This window comes from Brevibacillus sp. HB1.4B (genome assembly GCF_013284285.1).
Taxonomy (GTDB): domain Bacteria; phylum Bacillota; class Bacilli; order Brevibacillales; family Brevibacillaceae; genus Brevibacillus; species Brevibacillus porteri.
Window position 1 is genome coordinate 313,113 of the sequence record NZ_JABSUT010000008.1, and the last position, 24,307, is coordinate 337,419.

General features: G+C 46.4%; 23 protein-coding genes and 12 tRNA genes. 19 read left to right on the plus strand and 16 right to left on the minus strand.

Features of this window, described 5'->3' with window-relative positions:
* Positions 1-170: 170 nt before the first annotated feature.
* Positions 171-776 (plus strand): spore protease YyaC, encoded by a 606-nt coding sequence (gene yyaC / locus HP398_RS20545; protein WP_017246828.1) that lies wholly within the window; start codon positions 171-173, stop codon positions 774-776.
* A gap of 90 nt (positions 777-866) precedes the next feature.
* Here the strand turns inward: yyaC and HP398_RS20550 are convergent, their stop codons facing one another.
* The 16 genes from HP398_RS20550 to rpmH all read right to left on the minus strand — a co-directional run bounded on the left by HP398_RS20550 (position 867) and on the right by rpmH (position 15,972).
* The gene (locus HP398_RS20550; RefSeq protein ID WP_017246829.1) at positions 867-1,766 is read right to left on the minus strand and encodes a diacylglycerol/lipid kinase family protein; all 900 of its coding nucleotides are present in this window, start codon (positions 1,764-1,766) and stop codon (positions 867-869) included.
* Positions 1,767-1,933: 167 nt separating this feature from the next.
* Complete coding sequence (locus HP398_RS20555; protein ID WP_017246831.1) at positions 1,934-2,647, minus strand: DUF554 domain-containing protein; 714 nt, start codon at positions 2,645-2,647, stop codon at positions 1,934-1,936.
* A 30-nt stretch (positions 2,648-2,677) separates the two neighbouring features.
* Positions 2,678-3,832 (minus strand): aminotransferase class V-fold PLP-dependent enzyme, encoded by a 1,155-nt coding sequence (locus HP398_RS20560; protein WP_173623513.1) that lies wholly within the window; start codon positions 3,830-3,832, stop codon positions 2,678-2,680.
* Positions 3,833-3,847: 15 nt separating this feature from the next.
* On the minus strand, positions 3,848-4,693 hold the full coding sequence (locus HP398_RS20565) for a ParB/RepB/Spo0J family partition protein (protein ID WP_017246833.1): 846 nt from the start codon (positions 4,691-4,693) through the stop codon (positions 3,848-3,850).
* Positions 4,690-5,448, minus strand: coding sequence for a ParA family protein (locus HP398_RS20570; RefSeq protein ID WP_015894094.1), 759 nt, complete (start codon positions 5,446-5,448; stop codon positions 4,690-4,692). Before HP398_RS20570 ends, HP398_RS20565 begins: the two co-directional genes overlap by 4 nt.
* Positions 5,449-5,956: 508 nt before the next feature.
* Complete coding sequence (gene noc / locus HP398_RS20575; RefSeq protein WP_173623514.1) at positions 5,957-6,811, minus strand: nucleoid occlusion protein; 855 nt, start codon at positions 6,809-6,811, stop codon at positions 5,957-5,959.
* A 637-nt stretch (positions 6,812-7,448) separates the two neighbouring features.
* On the minus strand, positions 7,449-8,012 hold the full coding sequence (locus tag HP398_RS20580; protein ID WP_017246836.1) for an MgtC/SapB family protein: 564 nt from the start codon (positions 8,010-8,012) through the stop codon (positions 7,449-7,451).
* Between the two features lie 212 nt (positions 8,013-8,224).
* On the minus strand, positions 8,225-8,941 hold the full coding sequence (rsmG, locus tag HP398_RS20585; RefSeq protein ID WP_017246837.1) for a 16S rRNA (guanine(527)-N(7))-methyltransferase RsmG: 717 nt from the start codon (positions 8,939-8,941) through the stop codon (positions 8,225-8,227).
* 11 nt (positions 8,942-8,952) lie between these two features.
* Complete coding sequence (gene mnmG / locus HP398_RS20590; RefSeq protein ID WP_017246838.1) at positions 8,953-10,851, minus strand: tRNA uridine-5-carboxymethylaminomethyl(34) synthesis enzyme MnmG; 1,899 nt, start codon at positions 10,849-10,851, stop codon at positions 8,953-8,955.
* A gap of 16 nt (positions 10,852-10,867) precedes the next feature.
* On the minus strand, positions 10,868-12,244 hold the full coding sequence (mnmE, locus tag HP398_RS20595) for a tRNA uridine-5-carboxymethylaminomethyl(34) synthesis GTPase MnmE (RefSeq protein ID WP_173623515.1): 1,377 nt from the start codon (positions 12,242-12,244) through the stop codon (positions 10,868-10,870).
* A gap of 288 nt (positions 12,245-12,532) precedes the next feature.
* Positions 12,533-13,162: an RNA-binding cell elongation regulator Jag/EloR gene (gene jag / locus HP398_RS20600; protein WP_007720132.1), complete on the minus strand. Its 630-nt coding sequence runs from the start codon at positions 13,160-13,162 to the stop codon at positions 12,533-12,535.
* Positions 13,159-13,917, minus strand: coding sequence for a membrane protein insertase YidC (gene yidC, locus HP398_RS20605; protein ID WP_017246840.1), 759 nt, complete (start codon positions 13,915-13,917; stop codon positions 13,159-13,161). Before yidC ends, jag begins: the two co-directional genes overlap by 4 nt.
* Positions 13,918-13,955: 38 nt before the next feature.
* Positions 13,956-14,213 (minus strand): membrane protein insertion efficiency factor YidD, encoded by a 258-nt coding sequence (gene yidD, locus HP398_RS20610; protein ID WP_235617586.1) that lies wholly within the window; start codon positions 14,211-14,213, stop codon positions 13,956-13,958.
* Positions 14,185-14,565, minus strand: a complete 381-nt coding sequence (gene rnpA, locus HP398_RS20615) for a ribonuclease P protein component (protein ID WP_017246841.1) — start codon at positions 14,563-14,565, stop codon at positions 14,185-14,187. Before rnpA ends, yidD begins: the two co-directional genes overlap by 29 nt.
* Before the next feature lie 142 nt (positions 14,566-14,707).
* Positions 14,708-15,676 (minus strand): nucleotidyltransferase domain-containing protein, encoded by a 969-nt coding sequence (locus tag HP398_RS20620; protein ID WP_173623516.1) that lies wholly within the window; start codon positions 15,674-15,676, stop codon positions 14,708-14,710.
* Positions 15,677-15,837: 161 nt separating this feature from the next.
* Positions 15,838-15,972: a 50S ribosomal protein L34 gene (rpmH, locus tag HP398_RS20625; protein ID WP_007720125.1), complete on the minus strand. Its 135-nt coding sequence runs from the start codon at positions 15,970-15,972 to the stop codon at positions 15,838-15,840.
* A gap of 560 nt (positions 15,973-16,532) precedes the next feature.
* Between rpmH and dnaA the strand changes: the two genes are divergently transcribed.
* From dnaA to HP398_RS20715, 18 genes are all read left to right on the plus strand, one after another.
* The gene (dnaA, locus tag HP398_RS20630; RefSeq protein ID WP_085965027.1) at positions 16,533-17,918 is read left to right on the plus strand and encodes a chromosomal replication initiator protein DnaA; all 1,386 of its coding nucleotides are present in this window, start codon (positions 16,533-16,535) and stop codon (positions 17,916-17,918) included.
* A 207-nt stretch (positions 17,919-18,125) separates the two neighbouring features.
* Positions 18,126-19,265 (plus strand): DNA polymerase III subunit beta, encoded by a 1,140-nt coding sequence (gene dnaN, locus HP398_RS20635; protein WP_017246845.1) that lies wholly within the window; start codon positions 18,126-18,128, stop codon positions 19,263-19,265.
* Between the two features lie 32 nt (positions 19,266-19,297).
* Positions 19,298-19,513 carry a S4 domain-containing protein YaaA gene (gene yaaA, locus HP398_RS20640; protein ID WP_017246846.1) on the plus strand — a complete coding sequence of 72 codons (216 nt, stop codon included), beginning with the start codon at positions 19,298-19,300 and terminating at the stop codon, positions 19,511-19,513.
* Positions 19,514-19,529: 16 nt separating this feature from the next.
* Complete coding sequence (gene recF / locus HP398_RS20645; protein ID WP_106835596.1) at positions 19,530-20,648, plus strand: DNA replication/repair protein RecF; 1,119 nt, start codon at positions 19,530-19,532, stop codon at positions 20,646-20,648.
* 11 nt (positions 20,649-20,659) lie between these two features.
* Positions 20,660-20,947, plus strand: a complete 288-nt coding sequence (gene remB / locus HP398_RS20650; protein ID WP_017246848.1) for an extracellular matrix regulator RemB — start codon at positions 20,660-20,662, stop codon at positions 20,945-20,947.
* Complete coding sequence (gene gyrB, locus HP398_RS20655) at positions 20,947-22,872, plus strand: DNA topoisomerase (ATP-hydrolyzing) subunit B (protein WP_017246849.1); 1,926 nt, start codon at positions 20,947-20,949, stop codon at positions 22,870-22,872. Before remB ends, gyrB begins: the two co-directional genes overlap by 1 nt.
* A 219-nt stretch (positions 22,873-23,091) precedes the next feature.
* Positions 23,092-23,168: transfer RNA gene (locus HP398_RS20660), tRNA-Ile, on the plus strand.
* Between the two features lie 44 nt (positions 23,169-23,212).
* Positions 23,213-23,288 (plus strand) — tRNA-Ala (locus HP398_RS20665).
* Positions 23,289-23,305: 17 nt separating this feature from the next.
* A tRNA-Asn gene (locus HP398_RS20670) sits at positions 23,306-23,381 on the plus strand.
* 7 nt (positions 23,382-23,388) lie between these two features.
* A tRNA-Glu gene (locus HP398_RS20675) sits at positions 23,389-23,462 on the plus strand.
* 33 nt (positions 23,463-23,495) lie between these two features.
* Positions 23,496-23,571: transfer RNA gene (locus HP398_RS20680), tRNA-Val, on the plus strand.
* Between the two features lie 25 nt (positions 23,572-23,596).
* Positions 23,597-23,673, plus strand: a tRNA-Asp gene (locus HP398_RS20685).
* 35 nt (positions 23,674-23,708) lie between these two features.
* Positions 23,709-23,784: transfer RNA gene (locus HP398_RS20690), tRNA-Phe, on the plus strand.
* Positions 23,785-23,798: 14 nt separating this feature from the next.
* Positions 23,799-23,874, plus strand: a tRNA-Thr gene (locus HP398_RS20695).
* 47 nt (positions 23,875-23,921) lie between these two features.
* A tRNA-Tyr gene (locus HP398_RS20700) sits at positions 23,922-24,006 on the plus strand.
* An 18-nt stretch (positions 24,007-24,024) separates the two neighbouring features.
* A tRNA-Gln gene (locus HP398_RS20705) sits at positions 24,025-24,099 on the plus strand.
* Between the two features lie 8 nt (positions 24,100-24,107).
* A tRNA-Lys gene (locus HP398_RS20710) sits at positions 24,108-24,183 on the plus strand.
* Positions 24,184-24,213: 30 nt separating this feature from the next.
* A tRNA-Leu gene (locus HP398_RS20715) sits at positions 24,214-24,299 on the plus strand.
* The last annotated feature ends 8 nt before the right edge of the window (positions 24,300-24,307 follow it).

Consider the following 24,307-nt stretch of genomic DNA (forward strand, 5'->3'; position numbering starts at 1 on the left):
CTTATTTTACCTGTTCGTTTTCATGCATGCCAGCCTCACTGAGTTTTCAAAACCTACGTAACTTTCCCATTAGCAGGTATAAAAATGTCATATCGGTACGATACTGTGAATACTTTTATATAACCTTTTACAGGTTGGTTTAAGCCAAGTCGGCAAGAGTGGGGGTTTCCATGAGCACATCCGATAATCGCAAGGATTATTCTTTGCCACCTTTTAAAGTGGAATACCGCAGTGAAAACGCAGACGAGCATCTCGCCGGTCACCTTGCACAGCGCTTTCGCTTAAATCGGTTCGATGACGACCTTGTCATTGTATGTATTGGGACAGACCGTTCTACTGGTGATGCTCTAGGCCCATTAGTAGGAACCAAGCTCATCGCACAGTCAACTCGTTTTTTGCAAGTGTACGGAACGCTTGAGGACCCTGTACACGCCATGAATCTTAAGGAAAAATTAGAGCTCATCCAAGCGAATCATCCGACAGCTACACTCATTGCAGTCGATGCCTGTTTAGGTCAATTTAGCCACGTCGGAAACATCAATGTGATTAATGGTCCACTAAAACCAGGGGCTGGTGTTAAAAAAGAGCTACCTCCTGTTGGTTCCTTTCACATTACCGGGATTGTCAACGTAGGAGGATTCATGGAGTATTTTGTCCTTCAAAATACCCGCCTCTCCATCGTCATGAACATGGCAGATATCATAGCTTCCGGACTGGCAAAAGCCGTAACACTGGCTTCTACGCCGAGTCGATTCGATAGTGTCTTATATGATTGACCGTTTCTTTTTGCAAAAGGTTCCATCCCTCTTTAGAAAACTTGCTTTTCGATCTGTTCTCTCCCTCAACGGACGACAGGTCTATTTTTTTTACACAAAAATCGTCAGACGCTTTTCAATCACTTGAGCACTGATCGTCGTTGGCGCTACGCTTTCTCCATCTGCATGGACGGGCAGTTGTCCTGCTGCTTGTATCGTTACCTGCTTGCCCCTATAAAAACGGACACCCGGATGATGACGGTGAGCTCCTGTGAATATTTTCGGGAAAGCTGCTAACAATCCGAATCGACTCATACCACTTACTACGCAAATATCCGCAATCCCATCGTCCGGTATAGCATCGGGGCAAATTAGCATTCCGCCTCCGTAATTCGGAATATTGGCAGCGACAACTAGCCAGACAGCCTTTAATCGAACCTCAAGACCATCAACGTTCAGTACGATGTCACGTGGCTGATACGTAAATACGACGCGAATCACCGATATAATGTAAGCGAGTGCTCCTAGCTTGTACTGATTCAGCCAAGCTTTGTACACAGCTTGATCCGTTATCTTTGCTACCTGTGCATCGAATCCGGCCCCGATTGAATTCGCAGCCACTTCTCCATTCAATAAAATCAGATCGATTCGCTTTTCCCCTTTTTCCGACAGAATTCGTTCTAATGCCTGTAACGGTTTCATCGGAATTCCATGTCCGCGAGCGAAATCATTCCCGGAACCAGCTGGTACCAATCCAAATCGGCAATCTTGATTCGACTCGTATATTCCGTTTATCACGCCTCGGACCGTTCCATCGCCTCCGACAGCAATGATTTTATTTACTCCCTCTTTTTGAATCAGCTCTTTTGATAATTTTTCTGCTTCCCCCTCTCCTGATGTCATCCTGACATGAAAAGGCGCTCCTAGACGTCGTAGCGTTGGCTCAATTTCCCTCCATACTTTCAACCCTGTGCCATTGCCCGATACAGGATTGACGATTACACCCAACATAGTAATTCTCTCCCCAACATGCTGTCATACTGTACTGTTTCGTCCCACTTATCCATACTTGCTCGCAAATCAAGTTTTTGTATCATATTATCGCATGCTATTTTTATCGATGATAGTTGATTTTTCATTAAAAAAGACTCCTCCCGAAGGAAGAGCCTCTGTGCCATCTATGAAAACAGCTTTGAAATCCAATCTATAAAGGGAACTCCGACTGCTGCGATCACTAATGCTGGCATCATGTTGGCTACCCTTATCTGTTTGATCTCCAAGACGTTTAATCCAATGGCAATGATCATCAAGCCACCTACCGCCGTTACTTCTACCAGGATCGCATCCAGCATCGTTTCGCTTACCACACTGTAAATGCGTGTAGATAATAACGCAATCATGCCTTGATATAAAAACACGGGCACAGCCGAAAAGATAACACCGATTCCTAGCGTTGATGTGAAAATGATCGCAGAGAATCCGTCTAGCAATGCTTTCATAAACAATACATCATGGTTGTTACGCAAACCACTGTCCAATGCACCCAGTACAGCCATGGCTCCAATACAGTACACCAGCGTCGTCGTGATAAAACCAGTGGCGATACTGCCTTGGCTTCCCCCAACTTTCCTCTCCAGCCAATGCCCCACATTGTTTAAGCCTTTTTCTATCCCAATCCATTCACCTAGTACTGTTCCTAGCACAATACTGATAATCACGAGTAAAAAATTATCCGAACCCAGGCACATTTTAATGCCCAATATGAATACGGCCAGAGCAATTCCTTGCATGACGGTTTGTCGCATCGACTCCGGAATTCGCTTCAACATTCTGCCTAACAATGCTCCTAAGATGATTGCTCCGGCGTTGACCAATGTTCCAAGCAAGATCACTTGCGCTGTCCCCCTACAGATGCCTTACCCTTACACAAACGCTGCTGCTATTTCTCGAACAGCGTTATGAAGCGCTTCTACATCTTTCTCTGAGTTGAAAATTCCAAAGCTGGCGCGAACCGCTCCACGTTGTTCGGTACCGGCAGTCTGGTGACCCAGTGGCGTGCAATGAAAACCCGATCTGGTCGCAATCCCGTATTGTTGATCCAGGATAAACGATACCTCTGCTGCATCCACCTCTCCGATATTAAAAGCAACCACACCTACACGTTCCGTCTCAATCCCCGGTCCGTAGACATGTACACCCTCGATCTGCTGCAATCCAAGGATCGTTTGTTTCACTAACTCCCATTCGTGCTGACGAATGTTGTCTACACCTTTTTCCATGACAAAATCAACGCCTGCTTGCAGCCCTGCCAAACCAACCGTATTGAGTGTTCCGCTTTCGTATCGATCTGGACGAGTTGTTGGTTGATCGATCGCTTCAGACTGACTACCTGTCCCCCCATGAATCAAGGGCTCGAGATCAATATCATTGCTCACGTACAAACCACCTGTACCTTGTGGACCATACAGTCCCTTGTGCCCAGGAAAAGCAAGCATGTCAATATTCATTGCCTCTACATCGATAGGCAAAACACCAGCAGATTGAGAAACATCCACCAAAAACGTAATTCCGTGCTCTTTTGCCAGTTTCCCCAGTTCGGCTACAGGCAGAATGACACCTGTCAAATTGGAGGCATGACTCACAACGATTAACCGCGTCGCGGGCGTAATTGCCTTGGCAAAATCCTCTACATAGAATTGATGGTCTTCTCTCGGCTCGACAAAAGTAGCTTCTACCTGGTTGTTTTTGCGCATGTACTCGATGGGACGTCTTACCGAATTATGCTCAACAGACGAAGAAATAACATGATCGCCTGCTTGTAAGAATCCTTTTATCGCCTGATTAAGCGCTTGAGTAGCATTGAGATAAAAAAAGAGGTTATTCGGGTTTTGAATCCCAAACAACCGCGACACTTGCACCCGTGTCCGAAACACAGCTTTACTCGCTTTCATCGCCAGTGCATGTCCACCTCGGCCAGGATTTGCAGCAAAATCTTCGATGACCTCCGCCATCATTTCTTTGACTGCTGGTGGCTTCGGCCATGTAGAAGCTGCGTTATCCAAATAGATGATCGCCATGACTACCTCCTGGACTTACTTCTCTATATTCAACATATCGATGATTCGCTCCAAATCTTCCTGCGAATAGAAATCAATTTCGATCTTGCCGCGCTTCGATCCTTTCTTAATCTTGACCGATGTTCCAAAACGACTGCGTAGTCGTTCCTCCATCTCGATCAATACTGGCTCGTTTTTCGCTGGCTTTTTCTTTTTTGTTTCACGTGAAACATTGAGCTGCTTCACAAGCTCCTCCAGCTGACGAACACTCAATCCTTTTTCCACCACGTCATTTGCGAGCTGTTGTTGTAATTTCTTATCCGTTACCCCAAGCAAAGCACGCGAATGTCCCATGGATAGTTCGGATGCCGAGACCATTTTTCGGATCTTCTCTGGCAGTTGCAGCAAACGCAGCATGTTGGCTACATGCGGTCGACTCTTCCCTATCTTTTGTGCAAGCTGTTCTTGCGTATAATCATGGTGAGAAATCAGCTTGTCATAAGCCTCTGCCTCTTCGAGTGGATTCAGATTTTCCCGTTGCAAGTTCTCAATCAGGGCAATCTCCATTAATTGCTGATCTGTGTACGCCTTTACTACTACCGGAACCTCTTTTAACCCCGCTACTTTTGCAGCACGCAATCGTCTTTCTCCAGCTACCAGCTCGTAACCTTTGATGCTTTTCCGAACAATCAGCGGCTGGATGATCCCATGCTCTTTGATCGATTGTGCTAGTTCCTCGATAGCCGATTGCTCGAATTCTTTCCGGGGCTGATAAGGGTTAGGACGAATCTCATTGATGGAAACTTCTTTTACCTGTTCCCCTTCTTCGATGAGATTGGAAGTAATAAGCGCATTCAGCCCTTTTCCCAATCCTCTACTCATACCCCTACCACTTCCTTCGCCAAATCAGTATAGACTTCCGCTCCTCTTGAGCGTGGATCGTACGTAATGATGGCTTGTCCGTGTGACGGCGCTTCACTCAAGCGAACATTTCGAGGAATAATTGTCTTGTATACTTTGTCCTGAAAATACTTTTTCACTTCTTCAATCACTTGCAAACCGAGATTCGTACGTGCATCGAGCATCGTCAGCACGACACCTTCGATAGCAAGCTGTGAATTCAAGTGTTTTTGGACCAAACGAATAGTGTTCAACAGTTGGCTTAATCCCTCTAGTGCATAGTATTCACACTGGATTGGAATTAAAACGGAATCAGATGCTGTCAAAGAATTAACCGTCAAAATCCCTAAGGATGGCGGGCAATCGATGATGACGTAATCGTACTTGTCCTTGACAACTTCCAGCGCCTTTTTCAGACGAACCTCACGAGAAATCGTAGGAACCAGCTCGATTTCCGCACCTGCCAATTGAATGGTGGCAGGAATGATCATTAATCCTTCAATTTCAGTTGGCAAAGTCGCATCGACGGGGTTGATATCATTGATCAGGACATCATAAATGCAGTACTTAACATCTGCCTTATTTACCCCGATCCCACTGGTTGCATTTCCTTGTGGATCAATATCAACCAGCAGCACCTTTTTCCCCAATGCGGCCAAACAAGCACTTAGATTGACGGACGTAGTCGTTTTCCCGACGCCGCCTTTCTGGTTCGCAACCGCAATGATTTTTCCCAACTTCTCCACCTCTTTTTTGTCGTGTAGGAAAGCTTGTGGTTTGACCAGTACACTCTCCAGTACGTCTTTCAAAGTCATCTTCTGTATCCTCATCTAGTTAGTCATTCGAGTCTATTTACGATTTGCTCGTATTCTTGTAAAACGATAGTCTTTTATACAATTTCCTTCGTTCGTTGCCATTCAGTAACCTTACATGGCCTGTACATGATAAGACGAAAAAAGTCTCTGCAAAGTTATCCTCATTTATTATCGAGTAAACCTGCTAGTATGCACAGGTTGGTACTCTCCATGTTATCAGATTTACAGCTTGGTCGTACGCTGTTTTTTTTAGATAGTGAGACAAAAAAGCCTGATTTTTGTCCCAAAAATGCAAATTTCCCTAGCTTTTTTTATGCGAAATGCTTTTTTCTGGAAATTAAACATTACCGAAAGTCTCTTTTTCCTCTAAATAATCAGCATTTGCCCAAAAAGAAAGGCGACCTTGTCGCCTTTTTTGTTACCATCTCATTTATTTCCCTGTTTCCTTGTTTTTCGGAATACGAATGGTGAATTGATAGAATTCATCATGATCTTCTTCCGCCGTCTCTACAGGTAGGCCCGTCTGGATCACCATATCGATCGATTGTCGAACAGTATTAATCGCAATCCGCGTATCTCTTGAAAATGCTTTCCAGCGAGGCTTCGCATCTTTCTCCGATTTTGGGTTCTCAGCCAATTCTAGAAGCTGCTTCACGCGCACTTCCGTCTGTTTCACATTCCATTCCCGCTCCAAAATCTCCAACAGGACCTTAATTTGTAATTCTGGATCTTTTAACGGAATCAGAGCCCTTGCATGACGCTCTGTTACTTTTCTGGACAACAATGCATCTTGAATTTCTTGCGGTAAATGGAGCAAGCGCAGTTTGTTTGCGATTGTCGATTGTCCTTTGCCTAAACGTTGAGCAAGACTCTCTTGCGTCAAATTGTGCAAATCAATCAGCTTTTGATATGCGACTGCCTCTTCAATGGCTGTCAAACCTTCTCGTTGCAAATTCTCAATCAAAGCGATAGAGGCTGTTTGCGAGTCATTAAACTCTTTGACAATCGCAGGAATCCTCTCCATGCCCAATTTTCTAGTTGCGCGCAAACGTCGTTCTCCAGCAATCAATTCATAACGACCATCGCGAACCCGCACGACAATCGGTTGAATGAGCCCATGAGTTCGTATCGTTTGACACAACTCATCAATTTTCTCGTCATCAAATACAGTACGAGGTTGATATGGATTCGGTACAATCTCCTCAACTGGTATTTGTTTGATTTCTTCGTTATCTGTCTTGTCCGTCAAGCCAAAAATCCGAGAAAATGAATCTTTAACTGCCATAGAAAAATCCCCCACTTCTACCCGTTCCATCCGTGCTATTTTAAAGTCATTGAAGAGGTGTTCAAAAAGTCATTTTTGATCACGAAGTAATCCTGAAGAGATTGCGCAACAACGAAACAAGCGTTCACCTTCGAAGTCCTGGTGCTCATGTAGCTCCCCTACATTCCGCCCCTCCATCTTCAGCTTCTCGCCACTTTCTTGGTGCTGAAAAGACGACTTTTTGAATACGTCCTTGAAACTGAAAAAGGTCCTGTCCAATCAACGACAGAATCTCCCTCGAAACATTTTGTATCCCTCGCCCATCCATTGTCCGAATATGACAGATTGAATATGTTCTTTGATTATTGCTGCTAAGGAAAAATGGCATATTGGCATCGTAAGTGAGTGCAGTCCTACTCTTTTTACATAGGTCCTCCTCTTACATCGTTAGAGACAGCATGCATTTATTTAAAAAAAGCTTCACAAGCCCTATCGTACACGCTGCTTAACAGACTCTTCCTGCCCATCCGGTCGGTTTGTAAAATTGCCTTTGACCTAATCTTCTTTCCCTATACGCTTTCTTCAGGTTCATTTATATATATGTAATTCTGCAAGATTCGTCCAATTCCTGCTAACGAAAAACGTTTCACGTGAAACATCAATCGTGATCTTCGTCATAAAAATCGCGATCGTCACGGTGCTTTGGCCTCTCTTCACTTCCAATGCTCTCATCAGTAGGATGTGAAATCTTGGTGACAGAAAACAATCGAGGGAAAAGTCTATGAAAGTCTAACGTCAGGTAAGAGAAAATCGCGGCAACGATCGCAGCGACATACATTCCTGCACTGAACATTAGACCAATGGCTGAAGCAACCCACATCCCTGCTGCCGTCGTCAGTCCTTTCACCGTACCATTGAATTTAATAATAGCTCCGGCTCCCAAAAATCCCATGCCCGTCACGACTTGTGCAGCTACCCTCCCTGGATCGTGATTTACACCACTCGAGGAAAAGCCATAAATAGAAGCTAGTCCAAAAAGACACGAACCAAAGCAAACGAGACTATACGTTCGAAACCCAGCACCTCTTTGCCTACTCACATCCTTTATGAATCTCTCTCGCTCCCATCCCATGATGGCACCTGCTAGAAAAGCAAGAAAGAGCCGAAGCAATATGGTCGGGAGTTCTGGCGGAAAAAAGGAGGAAAGTACTGCTGCTTGCATAGTCTAATCACCCTCTCATACGATGTCATTCCTTCGAAGGAGCTAGTACTATGTATATGCCGAGCTGTAGACTCCATGATCCAAGAAACAAACCTGAGAGACTACTTTTGAGGCATACTTTCCATTTCATCAGGAATGGGCAATTTCACTTAAACTATCCATACGAAAAAAGGCCGCAGCACGTGGCTACGACCCTCTCGTATGACTGACTCCTACACTAACGGCTTTTTCGCAGGAACTCCTGCCTTGCGCGGATAGCTTTTCGGTGTCGCTTCTATTTTTTCCATGATGACGATGTTACGCTCTCCCGCTTCCTCTAGAAGCTGGAATGTCTCGACCTTTCTCGTCTTTCCACCGAGCGTCTTGATTGCCTTTTTCGCTTCAGCAAGCTCTGGAGTAATCTCCGCTCCCTTGAGAGCGACGAAGTGTCCTCCGACTTTGGCAAAAGGAAGGCAGAACTCCGATAACAGATTGAGTCTCGCAACAGCACGTGCCACTACGAGATCAAACTTTTCCCGATAAATCGCTTCTTGCCCTCGATCCTCAGCACGCCCATGTACGGGATTTACGTTCTCCAGGCCCAGTTCCTTAGCTACATGCTGCAAAAAGCTCATTCGTTTATTCAAGGAATCAATGATCGTCATTTTCAGATGTGGGAAGCAAATTTTCAAAGGAATGCTCGGAAAGCCTGCGCCCCCACCGATATCTACAACCGATTGCACCTGGTCAAATGGGAAGTAAAAAGCCGGCGTGATCGAATCATAAAAATGCTTGTTGTACACTTGCCCCTCTTCGGTAATCCCGGTCAAGTTCATCTTCTCATTCCATTCCACCAGCAGGCGGTAAAAATGATCAAACTGCTCCTTCTGACGATCCGTCAAAGAAATCCCCTGGGCTGCAAGTACCTCGGCAAACTGTTCTTTCGTCATAGCTTTTCTCCTTATTCGGCTACTCCCACGCGTTTGTACTCCAGATATACCATCAACACGGAAATGTCTGCTGGAGTAACCCCTGCAATACGAGCCGCCTGCCCGATGTTCAATGGACGAATTTTGGTCATATTGTCGCGGGATTCCTTGGACAAACCAGAGATTTGGTGGTAGTCAATATCCGTTGGGATGCGGCGCTCCTCCATTTTTTTCATCCGCTCAACCTGTTGCAAAGACTTTTTGATGTAGCCATCGTATTTAATCTGGATTTCAACCTGTTCGGTCACATCCTCTGGCAGTGCTTCTGGTGCAGGGACCATTTGAGCAATGTGGCTGTAGTTGATTTCCGGACGACGCAGCAATTGAGCCAGCTCGATGACATCTGTCAGTTCAGGAGAGCCTGCGTTGCGCAAAACCTCTTGGACATGTGCCATTTCAGGGCGTACACGCGTGTTTGCCACACGTTCTTTTTCTTGCTCGATCAGCTCGCGTTTTTGGATAAATCGATTATAGCGCTCTTCGCTAATCAGACCAATTTCACGGCCGATATCCGTCAGGCGCAAGTCCGCATTGTCATGACGCAGCAGCAAGCGATATTCTGCACGAGAAGTAAGCAAACGATAAGGCTCATGCGTTCCTTTCGTAACAAGGTCGTCAATCAAGACACCGATGTACGCCTCTTCTCGTCCCAAAATAACTGGTGGTTTCTCTTGAACGCGACGTGCTGCGTTAATTCCTGCCATGAGACCTTGACCCGCTGCTTCTTCATAGCCAGAGGTACCATTGATTTGTCCTGCTGTGAACAAGCCAGGCAAGATTTTGGTTTCCAAAGAAGGCCAGAGTTGCGTCGGCACGACCGAATCATACTCAATCGCATAGCCAGGGCGCATCATTTTGACTTCTTCCATTCCAGCCATGGAGCGCAGCATGGAAAGCTGAACATCCTCCGGCAAGCTCGTCGACAAGCCTTGTACATACATTTCTTCGGTATTGCGTCCTTCTGGCTCCAAGAAAATTTGGTGACGCGGCTTATCGTTAAAACGAACTACTTTATCTTCAATCGAAGGGCAATAACGCGGGCCTGTTCCTTCGATCATCCCCGAGTACATTGGAGCACGATGCAGATTGCTATTGATGAGTCCATGTGTTTCTTCATTTGTATATGTCAGCCAGCAAGGAAGCTGATCCATAATAAACTCCGTTGTTTCATAAGAAAAAGCGCGCGGTACCGGATCACCAGGCTGAATCTCCATTTTAGAGAAATCCACACTGCTGCTATGAACACGTGGTGGCGTCCCCGTCTTGAAACGTGTCATTTCAAAACCGAGTTCCTTCAAATGATGGGCCAGACGAATGGACGGACGCATGTTGTTCGGTCCACTTTCGTATTGGAGATCTCCGAGGATGATCTTTCCGCGCAAATAAGTTCCGGTCGTCAATACAACAGATTTGGCCATGTATCGAGCCCCAGTTTGCGTAATAACCCCTTCACAGACACCGTCGTTCACGATCAGCTCTTCCACCATCGCTTGACGCAGGATCAGATTCGGAGTATTTTCAATCGTTTTTTTCATTTCATGCTGATACGCAAATTTGTCTGCTTGTGCGCGCAAGGCATGCACAGCAGGTCCTTTCCCTGTATTCAGCATACGCATTTGGATATGGGTTTTGTCAGTATTGCGTCCCATCTCTCCACCAAGCGCGTCTAATTCGCGTACGACGTGGCCTTTTGCTGGACCACCTACGGAAGGATTACATGGCATGTACGCCACAGCATCCAGGTTGATCGTCAACAGCAATGTACTGCAACCCATACGTGCAGCCGCCAATGCAGCTTCTGCACCGGCATGACCCGCACCAATGACAATGACGTCAAACGAGCCCGCTTCATATGCAGGTACAACGTTCATTTTTTGTCCTCCTCTATCACTTACCCAGACAGAACTGGGAGAAAATCTGGTCAATCAAATCCTCGCCGACGCTTTCCCCGATGACTTCCCCAAGCAGCTCCCACGACTTTTTAATGTCGATCTGAATCATGTCTACTGGCATCAAGTCGTCGATTCCACCCAGTGCTTCATCTATGGCTCGCTCTGCCTGACGAAGCAGTTGAATATGTCTGGCGTTACTCACGTAGGTCAAGTCATCCTGCTGCACGCGGCCACTGAAGAAAATCTCCCCAATTGCCTGCTCCAGAAGATCGATCCCCGTCTCCTCACGCGCAGACGTCATAATCAACGGCTGCTGAGGGAAATGACGCTTGATCTCTTCCAAATCCACTTTTTGCGGCAGGTCGAATTTATTAACGATCACAATTACATGGAACCCTTTTGCCGCTTCAAAAATCGCGTAATCATCGGCGGAGAGAGGCTCGTTGTAGTTGACCACGAGCAACACGAGGTCAGCCTTTTGCAGCAGCTGTCTGGACTTCTCTACCCCGATTTTCTCCACGATGTCCTCTGTATCACGAATTCCTGCGGTATCGATGAGTCGCAAAGGAACCCCACGCACATTGACATACTCTTCGATAACATCGCGTGTCGTTCCCGCAACGTCAGTCACAATCGCCTTTTCCTCTTGGACCAGACTATTTAATAGAGAGGATTTTCCTACATTTGGACGTCCAATAATCGCGGTCGACAAGCCTTCACGCAAAATTTTTCCTTGCTGTGCGGTCTGCAACAGGCGTTGGATTTCATCTTTAACCTCCAGGCACTTTCCTCGCAAGAAATTTTGTGTAAACTCCTCAACGTCATGCTCTGGATAGTCCAGTGTTACTTCTATATGGGCCATCGCTTCAATCAAGTTTTGGCGCAGCTGCCGAATGAGCCTGGACAGCTTCCCTTCTACTTGATTCAATGCGACCTTCATCGCTCTGTCTGTTTTCGCCCGGATCAAATCAATGACGGCCTCAGCCTGAGACAAATCGACACGTCCATTTAAGAACGCACGCTTTGTGAACTCGCCCGGCTCCGCCAATCTTGCACCATTATCCAAGATTAACTCCAGAACCTTTTCAACGGAAACAATTCCTCCGTGACAGTTGACCTCAACTACATCCTCCCTCGTAAATGTACGGGGAGCCTTCATTACGGAAACCAGTACCTCTTCCACTCGTTCACCTGTGTTTGGCTCATACAAGTGCCCATAATGGATCGTATGGCTGTCCACAGTGGACAACCGCTGCTTTCCTTTATATATCTTATCCACAACTTCGATCGCTTCCGTACCGCTTACCCGGATCACGGCAATACCGCCTTCACCCATCGGTGTTGCGACCGCCGCTATTGTATCGAATTTCATGCTGTTCACCTCAAGCTTTCCACTCTTACAAGTCAGCCACTAACTTACTAGCATAACAGATCGTCTAGAAAAATTCCAAAAGAAAGTGCAGCCAATCCATATGGCTAAACATCTAATAGGAAAAAGCAACCCTATCCGCCAAGGTTGCTGTCCATTTTGGTTATCCACAGTATAATCATTTTCGCAAATCCTCAACCATTTGGTCAATTATCCACAGTGGACAACTTTTTGAAGAGATTGTTCAAAATGTCGACGCTTGCTCACTTAATTTCAGCAAAAAAAAGAAGCCTAGCGAGAGGCTTCTTTCGGTGCAATCACGATATAACGATTTGGCTCGTCTCCTTCACTGAAAGTAACCACATCCGCTCTCTTTTGCAAGAAGGCATGGATTACTTTCCGTTCAGCAGCAGACATTGGTTCCAGACGCACATCCCGTTTGGTCGATAACGCTTTTTTCGCCACACGATCTGCGAGCTGCTCCAATGTTTCCTTGCGACGCAGCCTGTAATTTTCGGCATCCAAAGTGATACGTACATGTTTGTCCGCATGACGGTTCGCTACGACGTTTACGAGATACTGTAATGAATCAAGAGTTTGTCCCCTGCGGCCAATAATGATTCCCAGATTGGTTCCCTGGATGTCAAACAGCATACCCTCTTCATTTGTACGCGTCTCCACTTTGGCATTCACCTTCATGTTCGACAAAACGTCTTGAAGAAAGTCACGTCCCTGTGCAACCGGATCAAAGTGAAATTCTACTTGCACTTTAGCGTCCTTTGCCCCAATCAGTCCAAACAATCCTCTGCTTGGTTCTTCTAGAACTTGGATCGTTGCCCGCTCACGCGGCACTCCCAATTCCAGCAAAGCTTTTTGCACAGCATCGTCGATCGTTTTTGCCGTAGCTACCACCTTTTTCACTTGGAGGCTCCCCCTTTAGGAGTAGGCATATTTCCTTTATCACGATACAGGAAGTAGGTTTGTACGATGGTAAATAGGTTACCGTATACCCAGTACAGAGACAGCGCTGATGGCAATGTGACGGCGATCGCCAAAATCATCAGCGGCATCATGATGATCATCATTTGCATTTGTGGATTTCCTTGTGTTGCCTGACCCATCATCTTGGACTGTAGGTACGTCGTAATCGCCGCAACAATCGGCAAAATGTAGTACGGGTCTTTTTCTCCCAACGTTAACCACATGAACGTTTGCGAGTTAATCTCGGTCGTACGGATGATCGCATGGTAGAACGCGATCAAAATCGGCATTTGTACCAACATTGGCAAGCATCCAGCCAACGGATTGACACCGCTCTTCTGGAACAAAGCCATTGTTTCCGCTTGCGCTTTTTGTGGATCATTCTTGTGCTTCTCACGGATTTTTTGCATCTCCGGTTGAATCTCTTGCATTTTCTTGGAGCTCTTGATTTGCTTGACCATCAATGGAAGCACAATGATTCGGATGATGATCGTTGCAATCAGGATACCCAGACCGTAATTGTTTCCGAGTATCAATGCGCTCTCTTTAATTAGCCAGGACAGTGGATAAACAAAATACTTGTCCCAAATGCCGGTTGCGTCAGGGCCAATTGGTGCAGCAGCTTGGGGGTTACAGCCCGACAAAACTAGAACCAGCATAGTCAGCATAAGAATGCTGAGTGTACGTCTACTCAAGGGTGATCCTCCTTTTCCCCGCTTCAATTGAGGTAATCTTATTTGTGCTGATCCGGGACTGGATCATACCCGCCCGGGTGGAACGGATGGCATTTCAAGATGCGACGAAGGGCCAACCAGCCTCCCCTCCACGCCCCAAATCGACGAATCGACTCGATTGCGTAGTGAGAACAGGTGGGCGCGAATCTGCATGAAGGTGGTTTATACGGAGAAATCATCAGTTGGTATCCCCGAATCAACCAAACCATGATCTTCACCATCATCGTTTCACCCTCTTTTTCCATCTCTTTTTCCATTATGTACGGGTGCCTGTTTGATCACTTTGGCTCGCTTCATCACATGTAACAGAGATTGCTCAATGGCTTCAAGCGTCATCGCTTCCACACCCGGACGGGCGATGATGACGAGATCGAGACTGACCGGAATATCAGACTCCATTCGAGCTACTGCTTCGCGTATAAGCCGCTTGACTCTATTGCGGACAACAGCATTGCCAATTTTTTTACTTACGGAAATTCCCGCGCGAAAAGCCGCTTGTCCTTCTTGCTTTGCTGAATACAAGACAAACTGCTTATTAGCAGCAGAACTTCCTCGTTGAAACACAGCTTGGAATTGCTCATTTTTTTTGAGCCGGTGTGAACGATGCAAAGGTAAACAACCCCTAACATCACAATTATAGTAGAAAACGTACACAGCATCTACCAGTATATCCTTGTTTCGTCCACTTTTTTCCCCTAAGTATACTCGGTTTAGAACAAAATCAAAAATTCAGTGGAAAAAATGAATGCTATTAGCCAATTTCCGCGATGATTTCTGCACTGGCATAGCGCAAGTCAGAGAGCAATTGCTCATCCGCTTGGAAAAAGCCCAATTTTTGAAGGGACAAGGAAAGCTTAGCAGGCAGATCCGCCCAATGATTCTCCAGCCATTCATCAGAATCCACGCTATGATATAACCAGATCGCCTCTGAAAATAATAAAAACCCGGCCATATCAAACTGATTTCTCTCCTGCAATCTCTGAGCCTTTTTCTTTACTAACCAATCATTTTCAACCGCTAGCGCAAACTGGGTCCCCTCATATTTTGACCGTAGATGAGCTCGATAGTCCGCCAATAGCATGAGTGCATCCTGTACCTCTTCATTACGCTGGTATGTCTCCTGAAAAAAGCCTTCCATACCGTCGGAACGTCCTGTTTTCTGTACCAACTGATACAGCTGTGCATCACTCAATGAATGCCCCTGGAAAAAGGCACTCATTTGATGCGCACCGATCCATCCTGCCCATGCAGCCAAATAAGCAGAGTAAGGGAAGCCTTCCATTAAGGCAGCCTGCGCCTCTTCGTGGAATGAATCTACCACCGCTTTTGCCTGTGCGAACATTTTCTCTTTTCCAGCCAGAGAATCCATGTAGGCACACATGTCATTCATCCAGGAAGTGAAACAATCCTCTGGGTCCAGAACAACCTTTGCTTCCTTTAAGTAACGCCATGCCCACGGATTCTCGTATACTTCTTCATCTGTAGGAGCAGCTTGGACCTGTAACTGTATCACATGCCCTCTAAACAGACGATTTTCAAAGGAAGGATCACCTTCTCCCTCCACAAAGATGTGTAAATCGAGGTCGCTGTATGCGTCCGCTTCTCCCCTCCCGACAGATCCACCAGCATAGGCACATACCAAGCTAGCTAGAGGCCATTCGTCAAGAAACTCGCGCGCCAACGATACAAAAAACTCGGTTACGTCCTTGCTTTGCTCCATCGGCCTCCTCCTGTCCCTTCAATAAATAGTAGGATTTTTGGTAGCTAGGTAACGATTATCCCTCAAAAGGTTTCCACATCGGAGAGAGCCTTCCTCTTTTTATAAGAACAAAGAATTTTCAGACATATGTAAGCAAACAAAAAGGCCACTGAAAGTGTGGCCTAAGCGGAAAGAACTTTTCTACCTCTTTGACGACGAGCAGCCAAAATTTTGCGGCCATTCTTTGTGCTCATGCGCTTACGGAATCCATGATCCTTTTTGCGCTTGCGGTTGTTAGGATTGAAAGATGGTTTCATTACGTATACACCTCCGTCTTGCAAAGACATTCTTTTGCATTATAAGAACATATGCCTAAAAAGTCAAGTGACAGTGGAATTTCATTACCAAGGCAAATATCCCCATAAAACTATTTCCCGAACCTGTGGATATCATTTTATCCACAAAAACAGGTTTCGACAAGTTTATCTACAGCTTGTACACAAAATATAGGGATGTGAATATGTGGGGAGTACCAGAAGTTGTGTTTGTGGATAAGTATGAAAAAACCATTGATACCATGCCTTATATCTGTTATTATGTTTTTGTTTTGAAGCGTGAATAACTCCGATACGTAAATCGGTTTTTCCACAGGGTGTGGATAAGTTTGTGGACAGATTCTTTCCTATGTGTATGTCGTTACTCACAGGATTGAGGATAACCGTCTGCTTTTTTTCACTTCTACGAGCGGAATCCCTATATTTCGACTTTTTTTATCCACAGTCGCTACATTCGACTGTGTTGACAATTAGGTCACAACATAGCAGGTTTTTGCACTTTTTCTCGATCATTATGGATCGGTGCTTCATCAATTTTTCGGATGGTCCAGAGGGAGGGATTCTGGTTGGATGCAGCGATTAGCGAACTATGGCGCAAAGTACTCGCCAAGATAGAAAAATCGCTAAGCAAACCCAGTTTTGATACCTGGCTGAAGGCGACAAAGGCAACTACATTAGAAGAAGATGCACTGATCGTCGTCGCACCAAACGACTTTGCTCGTGATTGGCTAGAAACCAGGTACGCACAACTGATTACCGATACACTATATGAAGTGACGGGTATCAATATGAAAGTAAAGTTCGTCGCGATGCAAAATCCTGATGCGGCTTTTGCCGACGAACAACCTGCCCCACGGGTGAAAATGAGCGAGCCGCCAACAGTCGCGGATGACCAGCCACCCAGTATCTTAAATCCCAAATACACCTTTGACACGTTTGTCATCGGCTCAGGGAATCGATTCGCTCACGCCGCATCGCTTGCGGTTGCTGAAGCTCCTGCAAAAGCTTACAATCCCCTCTTCATATACGGAGGAGTCGGACTTGGCAAAACCCACTTAATGCATGCAATTGGCCATTATGTCATTCAGCACAACCCATCGGCGAAAGTGGTCTATTTGTCGTCTGAGAAATTCACCAATGAATTCATCAACTCTATTCGTGACAACAAAGCCGTCGAATTCCGCAATAAATACCGGAGTGTTGACGTTCTTTTAATTGATGACATTCAGTTTTTAGCGGGCAAAGAATCGACACAAGAAGAGTTTTTCCATACGTTCAATGCCTTGCATGAAGAAAGCAAACAAATCATCATCTCCTCCGATCGGCCTCCCAAGGAGATCCCAACACTGGAGGATCGTCTCCGCTCACGCTTCGAATGGGGACTGATTACGGATATTCAACCGCCAGACCTCGAAACGCGGATTGCGATTTTGCGCAAAAAGGCGAAAGCGGAAAATCTCGATATCCCTAATGAGGTAATGGCGTACATCGCCAACCAGATCGACAGCAACATCCGCGAGCTGGAAGGCGCACTGATTCGTGTCGTTGCCTACTCTTCCTTGATTAATCGCGATATCGACACGCAGCTGGCAGCGGAAGCACTGAAAGACATTATTCCTTCCTCCCGCCCACGCGTGATTACCATTATGGACATCCAACGAACGGTCGGAGAAGCGTTCAGCCTGAAACTAGAAGATTTCAAGGCGAAAAAACGGACAAAAACCGTCGCTTTCCCACGTCAGATTGCGATGTATCTCTCTAGAGAGCTGACGGATGCCTCCTTGCCGAAAATCGGTGATGAATTTGGCGGCCGTGACCATACGACAGTCATCCATGCCCATGAGAAAATCTCTCGTGCGCTGGCAAATGACCCTCATATGCAAACAACCATTCAGTCGCTCATTGAAAAGTTAAAAGCAAACCATTAAACCTGTGCATAACGCAAAAAGCCTATACACAACTTACCCACATGTGTATAGGCTCTCTTTTACGTATTGAACCCACATATCCACAAATCCACAGGCCCTATTACTACTTCTGTTAAAAAGATCTATCCTAATAAGTTATGATAAAGGCGCAGCCATTATGCAGATTCCAACCAAAAATAATGGCGCCGGAGAGGGAGGCTCACGTCGATGCATATTACCGTTCAGCGTGAAAAGCTATCGAACGCCGTATCGCATGTTAGCAAAGCAGTTTCTAGCAGAACTACGATTCCAATTTTGACCGGGATTAAAATCAAAACGGATGATGAAGGTTTGACACTGACAGCAAGCGATTCTGATGTGTCTATTGAAGTTCAGATCCCGCTGGAAGAAGCCGGAGAATGGGGAGTAACCGTACATCAACCTGGTAGCATTGTGTTGACTGCACGTATTTTCAGCGAAATCGTGCGCAAGCTGCCAAGCAATGAAATCGATATTCAAGTTGATGATCGTCTCGTAACCCAAATTCGTTCCGGACAAGCGGAGTTCACCATTAACGGAATGGATGCCAACGAATATCCACAGCTGCCGCATCTGGAAGAAGATAAAGTCTTCAGTGTTCCCTGTGATTTACTGAAGGCAATGATTCGCCAGACTGTATTTGGTGTCTCTACTTCCGAAATGCGTCCGATCTTGACTGGTTTGATGTGGTCGCTTGATCAAGGCAAATTGCGTTTTGTGGCAACCGACAGCCATCGCTTGGCTAGTCGTACTGCTATGGTCGAATGCCCAGAGGATCTTTCTTTCCATAACGTGGTTGTTCCGGGTAAAAGCTGCAATGAATTGGTAAAAATATTAGATGACGACCAAAATCTCGCGGATATCGTTGTTGCTGACAATCAAATTTTGGTGAAGTCCAAGCATATCTTGTTCTATTCCCGTCTCTTGGAAGGAACATATCCAGACACGACCAGAATTATTCCACAAGGAAGTAAAACGGAAATCACCGTCAGCACCAAGGAGTTTTTGCAATCCATTGAGCGTGCTTCCTTGCTGAGCCGCGAAGGCAAATCGAACGTAGTCAAGCTCGTTACGATGCCTGATGGAACCGTCGAAATTACGTCCAATGCACCTGAGATCGGGAAAGTAACGGACATTTTGACGCCAAAAGCAATGAATGGCGAAGAATTGAAAATTTCCTTCAACGCCAAATACATGATCGATGCGCTGCGTGCAATCGATAGCGCGGAAATCAAAGCGAGCTTTAGCGGCCCGATGAGTCCATTTGTGATTCGTCCGACCGATCACGACTGGATGCTCCATTTGATTTTGCCGGTTCGTACGTACTAATTTGTTTTTACGTAAAAGAAAGGAGCCAAGCCATGCGTGAGGTTTCCATTAGCACAGACTATATTGCTCTCGGCCAATTTTTGAAGCTGGCTGAAATCATTGACACGGGGGGAATGGCCAAAGCTTTTTTGGCTGAGGTTCCGATCCAGGTCAATGGAGAGTTAGACAACAGACGTGGACGCAAGCTATATCCTGGCGATGAAGTGGCGATTGAAGGCTATGGTCGCTATCAAGTGGTACGCCCCTGAGAGGAGAGCGTGATTCTTGTTTCTCAAGAACCTGTCGCTAACCAATTATCGCAACTACGAAACGATGTCCCTGTCGTTTGACGGTCCCATCCAGTTGTTTATTGGCAACAACGCTCAAGGGAAAACGAATGCTCTCGAATCGATCTATGTTTTGGCACTCGCCAAATCCCACCGAACGCCCCGTGACAAGGAGCTAATTTCTTGGGATGCCGATTATGCCACGATCCGTAGCGATGTTCTTCGTCGCTACGGTTCTGTTCGTTTAGAGCTGCAGTTGACAACCAAGGGAAAGCGGGCCAAAATCAACGGAATGGAACAGCAGAAGCTGAGTGCCTATGTGGGGGCATTGAATGTCGTCATGTTTGCACCTGAGGATCTTTCCATTGTCAAAGGCGCACCTGCCCAGCGCAGACGCTTCATCGATATGGAAATCGGTCAGGTTTCACCTACGTATCTTTATTATTTGAGCAATTACAACAAAGTGCTGGCCCAGCGAAATCAGCTTTTAAAGGATTTGGCCATGAAAAAAAGTAACTCGCTGGAAATGCTGGCAATTTGGAATACCCAATTAGCCGATTTAGCGGTAAAATTGTTACGGAAGCGTTTTGAGTTCCTTCGGAAGTTGGAGACGTGGGCACAGGAAATCCACACCGGCATTACCGATGGCAGGGAAAGACTTTCTTTGCATTACGTAAACTCATCGCCCGTTACAGAAGAGATGACGATAGATCAGGCTGTAGATAAAATGCTTGCTGCCTACGAAGAGGTTCGCGACCGGGAAATCATGCGGGGGAGCACCCTTATTGGGCCACACCGTGATGATTTTTCACTTAAAGTGAACAACATGGATGTGCAAACGTATGGTTCCCAGGGACAGCAACGCACCAGTGCGCTGTCTATTAAATTAGCCGAAATTGAGCTGATTAAAGAAGAAGTGGGAGAATACCCCGTTTTGTTGTTGGATGATGTCTTGTCAGAGTTGGATGAACATCGGCAAACATTGCTGCTCGAAACCATTCAGGATCGAGTACAGACGTTTGTAAGTACCACAGGTGTGGAAGGCTTAAAGCATCAGGTTCTCCAGCAAGCCTCTCGTTTTTACGTGAGGGAAGGGAAAATCTCCGGAGAAAGGTAGGGGGTACAGGGATGTTTATTCACATTGGTGGAGATACTGTGGTGAGCACGAAGGAAGTCATTTCCATTCTTGATCATCAGACTGTGAAATCCTCAAAAATCAACAAAGCGTTCTTACTCGAAAAAAGTAAGACAATTGTTGATCATAGCGAGGAAGAAACGAAGTCTTATGTAATCACCCAGAACGCCATTTACTGTTCACCTATTTCTTCTCTGACGCTGAAGCGACGCGCTCAGTTCGTGGACAGCTTGGATCAGTTTCCCTTTGTACAAGCTGAAGTGGAGGAGTTGACAGAGTAGTGGATCAAGTGACGACGAAAGATACAAACTACGATGCGAGTCAGATTCAGGTACTGGAAGGGTTAGAGGCAGTTCGGAAACGTCCTGGCATGTACATCGGGTCGACCAGCAGCCGAGGTTTGCATCACCTGGTATGGGAGATTGTCGACAATGCCATTGACGAGGCGCTGGCCGGTTATTGCGACGAGATCTTGGTGGTCATTCATCCAGACAACTCCGTATCTGTAACCGATAACGGTCGAGGAATCCCGACTGGCATTCATGAAAAGACCGGGAAATCCACTGTTGAAACCGTTTTGACTGTATTGCACGCCGGGGGTAAATTCGGTGGTGGCGGATACAAAGTGTCCGGCGGTCTTCACGGGGTAGGTAGCTCGGTAGTGAACGCGCTATCCGAATGGATGGAAGTCGAGGTTAAACAAAATAACCAGGTATACTACATGCGCTTTAAAGTAGGCGCGCCGGATGCCGATCTTGCTGTAGTGGGCGAGACCGAAGAGACGGGAACAAAAGTTACCTTCAAGCCAGACCCGACTATTTTTACCGAAACAACGGTATTTGAATACGAGATTTTGCAAAAACGTATTCGCGAGCTGGCGTTCCTTAACAAAGGTTTGCGTATCACGCTGAAAGATACACGTCCAGATCAGCAGAAGGAAGAGTCCTTCCACTACGAGGGCGGTATCATCCAGTTCGTAGAATACTTGAATAAAAACCGGGAAGCCTTGCATGATGATGTGATTTATTGCGAAGGGGAAAAAGAAGGTCTTGTCGTGGAGGTTGCCCTTCAGTACAACGACAGCTATGTGAGCAACATCTACTCTTTTGCCAATAACATCAACACGCATGAGGGTGGTACCCACGAAACCGGATTTAAAACGGCTCTTACACGTGTTATCAACGACTACAGCCGCAAGTTTAACTTCCTGAAGGAAAAGGATCCGAATCTTTCCGGGGACGATGTGCGTGAAGGTATTACCGCGATTATCTCCGTAAAAATTCAAGAGCCTCAGTTTGAAGGACAAACAAAAACGAAGCTGGGCAACTCGGAAGCGCGAAGCATTACTGAGTCAGTCTTCGGTGACCGTTTTAACACCTTTATGGAAGAAAACCCGGGTGTAGCCAAAAAAGTTGTGGAAAAAGCACTCATGGCATCTCGTGCCCGTGAGGCAGCTCGTAAAGCACGTGAAATGACTCGTCGCAAGAGTGCCCTGGAAGTAAGTGCTTTGCCAGGGAAACTGGCGGACTGCTCTTCCAAGGACGCATCCGAATCTGAACTGTTCATTGTAGAGGGTGACTCTGCGGGTGGTTCTGCGAAGATGGGACGCGACCGTCATTTCCAAGCCATTCTTCCTCTTCGCGGGAAGGTATTGAACGTAGAAAAAGCACGTCTGGACAAAATTCTCGGGAATAACGAGATCCGTGCCATTATTACGGCTTTGGGAACGGGTGTTGGCGAAGACTTTGATATTTCAAAGGCACGTTACCACAAAGTCGTCATTATGACGGACGCCGACGTCGACGGGTCGCATATTCGGACGCTTCTGCTGACGTTCTTCTTCCGTTACATGAAACAGTTGATTGAAGCGGGGTATATTTATATTGCGCAGCCGCCTCTCTACAGCATCAAGCAAGGGAAGACGTTGCAGTATGCTTATACCGACAAACAACGTGATGCGGTACTCGCTACCTTGAAGGCTCAACCCAAGCCTAACGTCCAACGTTATAAAGGACTAGGTGAGATGAATGCGGATCAATTGTGGGAGACTACGATGGACCCAGAAGTTCGTACGTTGCTTCAGGTAGATCTCGAGGATGCTATGGATGCCGATATGGTGTTTGAGACACTGATGGGAGACGAAGTAGAGCCTCGCAGGGAGTTTATTGAGCAATACGCGGCAAACGTACGCGATCTTGATATTTAAGTTGGAACGAAGAAAAGCTTGTCCTTTACCGGGCAAGCTTTTTCTTTATGAAAATATAAAAACACATTTGAAAAATACGATGAACATGACTTATAATAGAGTGTGCTTTTGTTAAGCTCGTATTCCACAAAAAAAGTTCACTCATGCAATAAAAAAAATCAAATTTTCTATTGCAATGAATTTAAAAGTGTGATAGATTTAAGTTCCGGAAGTAATTATGGGCCTATAGCTCAGTTGGTTAGAGCGCACGCCTGATAAGCGTGAGGTCGGCTGTTCGAGTCAGCCTAGGCCCACCACTTACATAGCTGACATGGCAATTACGTCATTAAAGCGTTAGGATGGGGCTGTAGCTCAGCTGGGAGAGCGCCTGCCTTGCAAGCAGGAGGTCATCGGTTCGATCCCGTTCAGCTCCACCATTCTAAAATATGATTATTCCTCGGTAGCTCAGTTGGTAGAGCAATCGGCTGTTAACCGATCGGTCGGCGGTTCGAGTCCGTCCCGAGGAGCCATTGAAACGGCCCGTTGGTGAAGCGGTTTAACACAGCAGCCTTTCACGCTGTCATACAGGGGTTCGAATCCCCTACGGGTCACCTAGCAAAACGCCCTGCAATCACAGGGGTCCTGGAGGCTTAGCTCAGCTGGGAGAGCATCTGCCTTACAAGCAGAGGGTCGGCGGTTCGATCCCGTCAGCCTCCACCACTTTTAACAACTGAATGTTTTACATGGAGCTGTGGTGAAGTTGGAGTTCACGCCGGTCTGTCACACCGGAGGTCGCGGGTTCGAGTCCCGTCAGCTCCGCCATTTTTCTCAAGCGATGGCGAAATAATTACGCTTGAGGCTCGGTAGCTCAGTCGGTAGAGCAGAGGACTGAAAATCCTCGTGTCGGCGGTTCGATTCCGTCCCGAGCCACCATTTATACAAAACACGCCGGTATAGCTCAATTGGTAGAGCACCTGACTTGTAATCAGGGGGTTGTGGGTTCAAGTCCTATTGCCGGCACCACTTTTTCTTTGAAAGTTGAATAAGGTTTACTTTTGAAGGACAAGCTTGGGGAGATAGTGAAGTGGCTAAACACGGCAGACTGTAAATCTGCTCCCTCCGGGTTCGGCGGTTCGAATCCGTCTCTCCCCACCATCTTTACTTCATGGCTATTGGGGTATAGCCAAGCGGTAAGGCAACGGACTTTGACTCCGTCATTCCTAGGTTCAAATCCTAGTACCCCAGCCATTTTTCGAGAGCCATTAGCTCAGTTGGTAGAGCATCTGACTTTTAATCAGAGGGTCGAAGGTTCGAGTCCTTCATGGCTCACCAGTTTTTAAAACGAGAGATAGATCTTCATATGCGGTCGTGGCGGAATGGCAGACGCGCTGGCTTCAGGTGCCAGTGGTGGCAACACCGTGGAGGTTCAAGTCCTCTCGACCGCACCAAGAATTTC

Excerpts from the sequence above, each read along its gene's own strand:
- HP398_RS20620 (WP_173623516.1), bottom strand. The coding sequence starts at position 15,676 with ATGGAGCAAAGCAAGGACGTAACCGAGTTTTTTGTATCGTTGGCGCGC.
- dnaA (WP_085965027.1), top strand. The coding sequence starts at position 16,533 with ATGGTCCAGAGGGAGGGATTCTGGTTGGATGCAGCGATTAGCGAACTA.
- yaaA (WP_017246846.1), top strand. The coding sequence starts at position 19,298 with ATGCGTGAGGTTTCCATTAGCACAGACTATATTGCTCTCGGCCAATTT.
- dnaN (WP_017246845.1), top strand. The coding sequence starts at position 18,126 with ATGCATATTACCGTTCAGCGTGAAAAGCTATCGAACGCCGTATCGCAT.
- rsmG (WP_017246837.1), bottom strand. The coding sequence starts at position 8,941 with ATGACGAAAGAACAGTTTGCCGAGGTACTTGCAGCCCAGGGGATTTCT.
- HP398_RS20550 (WP_017246829.1), bottom strand. The coding sequence starts at position 1,766 with ATGTTGGGTGTAATCGTCAATCCTGTATCGGGCAATGGCACAGGGTTG.
- HP398_RS20580 (WP_017246836.1), bottom strand. The coding sequence starts at position 8,012 with ATGCAAGCAGCAGTACTTTCCTCCTTTTTTCCGCCAGAACTCCCGACC.
- rpmH (WP_007720125.1), bottom strand. The coding sequence starts at position 15,972 with ATGAAACCATCTTTCAATCCTAACAACCGCAAGCGCAAAAAGGATCAT.
- yidD (WP_235617586.1), bottom strand. The coding sequence starts at position 14,213 with ATGGAAAAAGAGATGGAAAAAGAGGGTGAAACGATGATGGTGAAGATC.
- HP398_RS20560 (WP_173623513.1), bottom strand. The coding sequence starts at position 3,832 with ATGGCGATCATCTATTTGGATAACGCAGCTTCTACATGGCCGAAGCCA.
- remB (WP_017246848.1), top strand. The coding sequence starts at position 20,660 with ATGTTTATTCACATTGGTGGAGATACTGTGGTGAGCACGAAGGAAGTC.
- HP398_RS20565 (WP_017246833.1), bottom strand. The coding sequence starts at position 4,693 with ATGAGTAGAGGATTGGGAAAAGGGCTGAATGCGCTTATTACTTCCAAT.
- mnmE (WP_173623515.1), bottom strand. The coding sequence starts at position 12,244 with ATGAAATTCGATACAATAGCGGCGGTCGCAACACCGATGGGTGAAGGC.
- mnmG (WP_017246838.1), bottom strand. The coding sequence starts at position 10,851 with ATGAACGTTGTACCTGCATATGAAGCGGGCTCGTTTGACGTCATTGTC.
- yyaC (WP_017246828.1), top strand. The coding sequence starts at position 171 with ATGAGCACATCCGATAATCGCAAGGATTATTCTTTGCCACCTTTTAAA.
- noc (WP_173623514.1), bottom strand. The coding sequence starts at position 6,811 with ATGGCAGTTAAAGATTCATTTTCTCGGATTTTTGGCTTGACGGACAAG.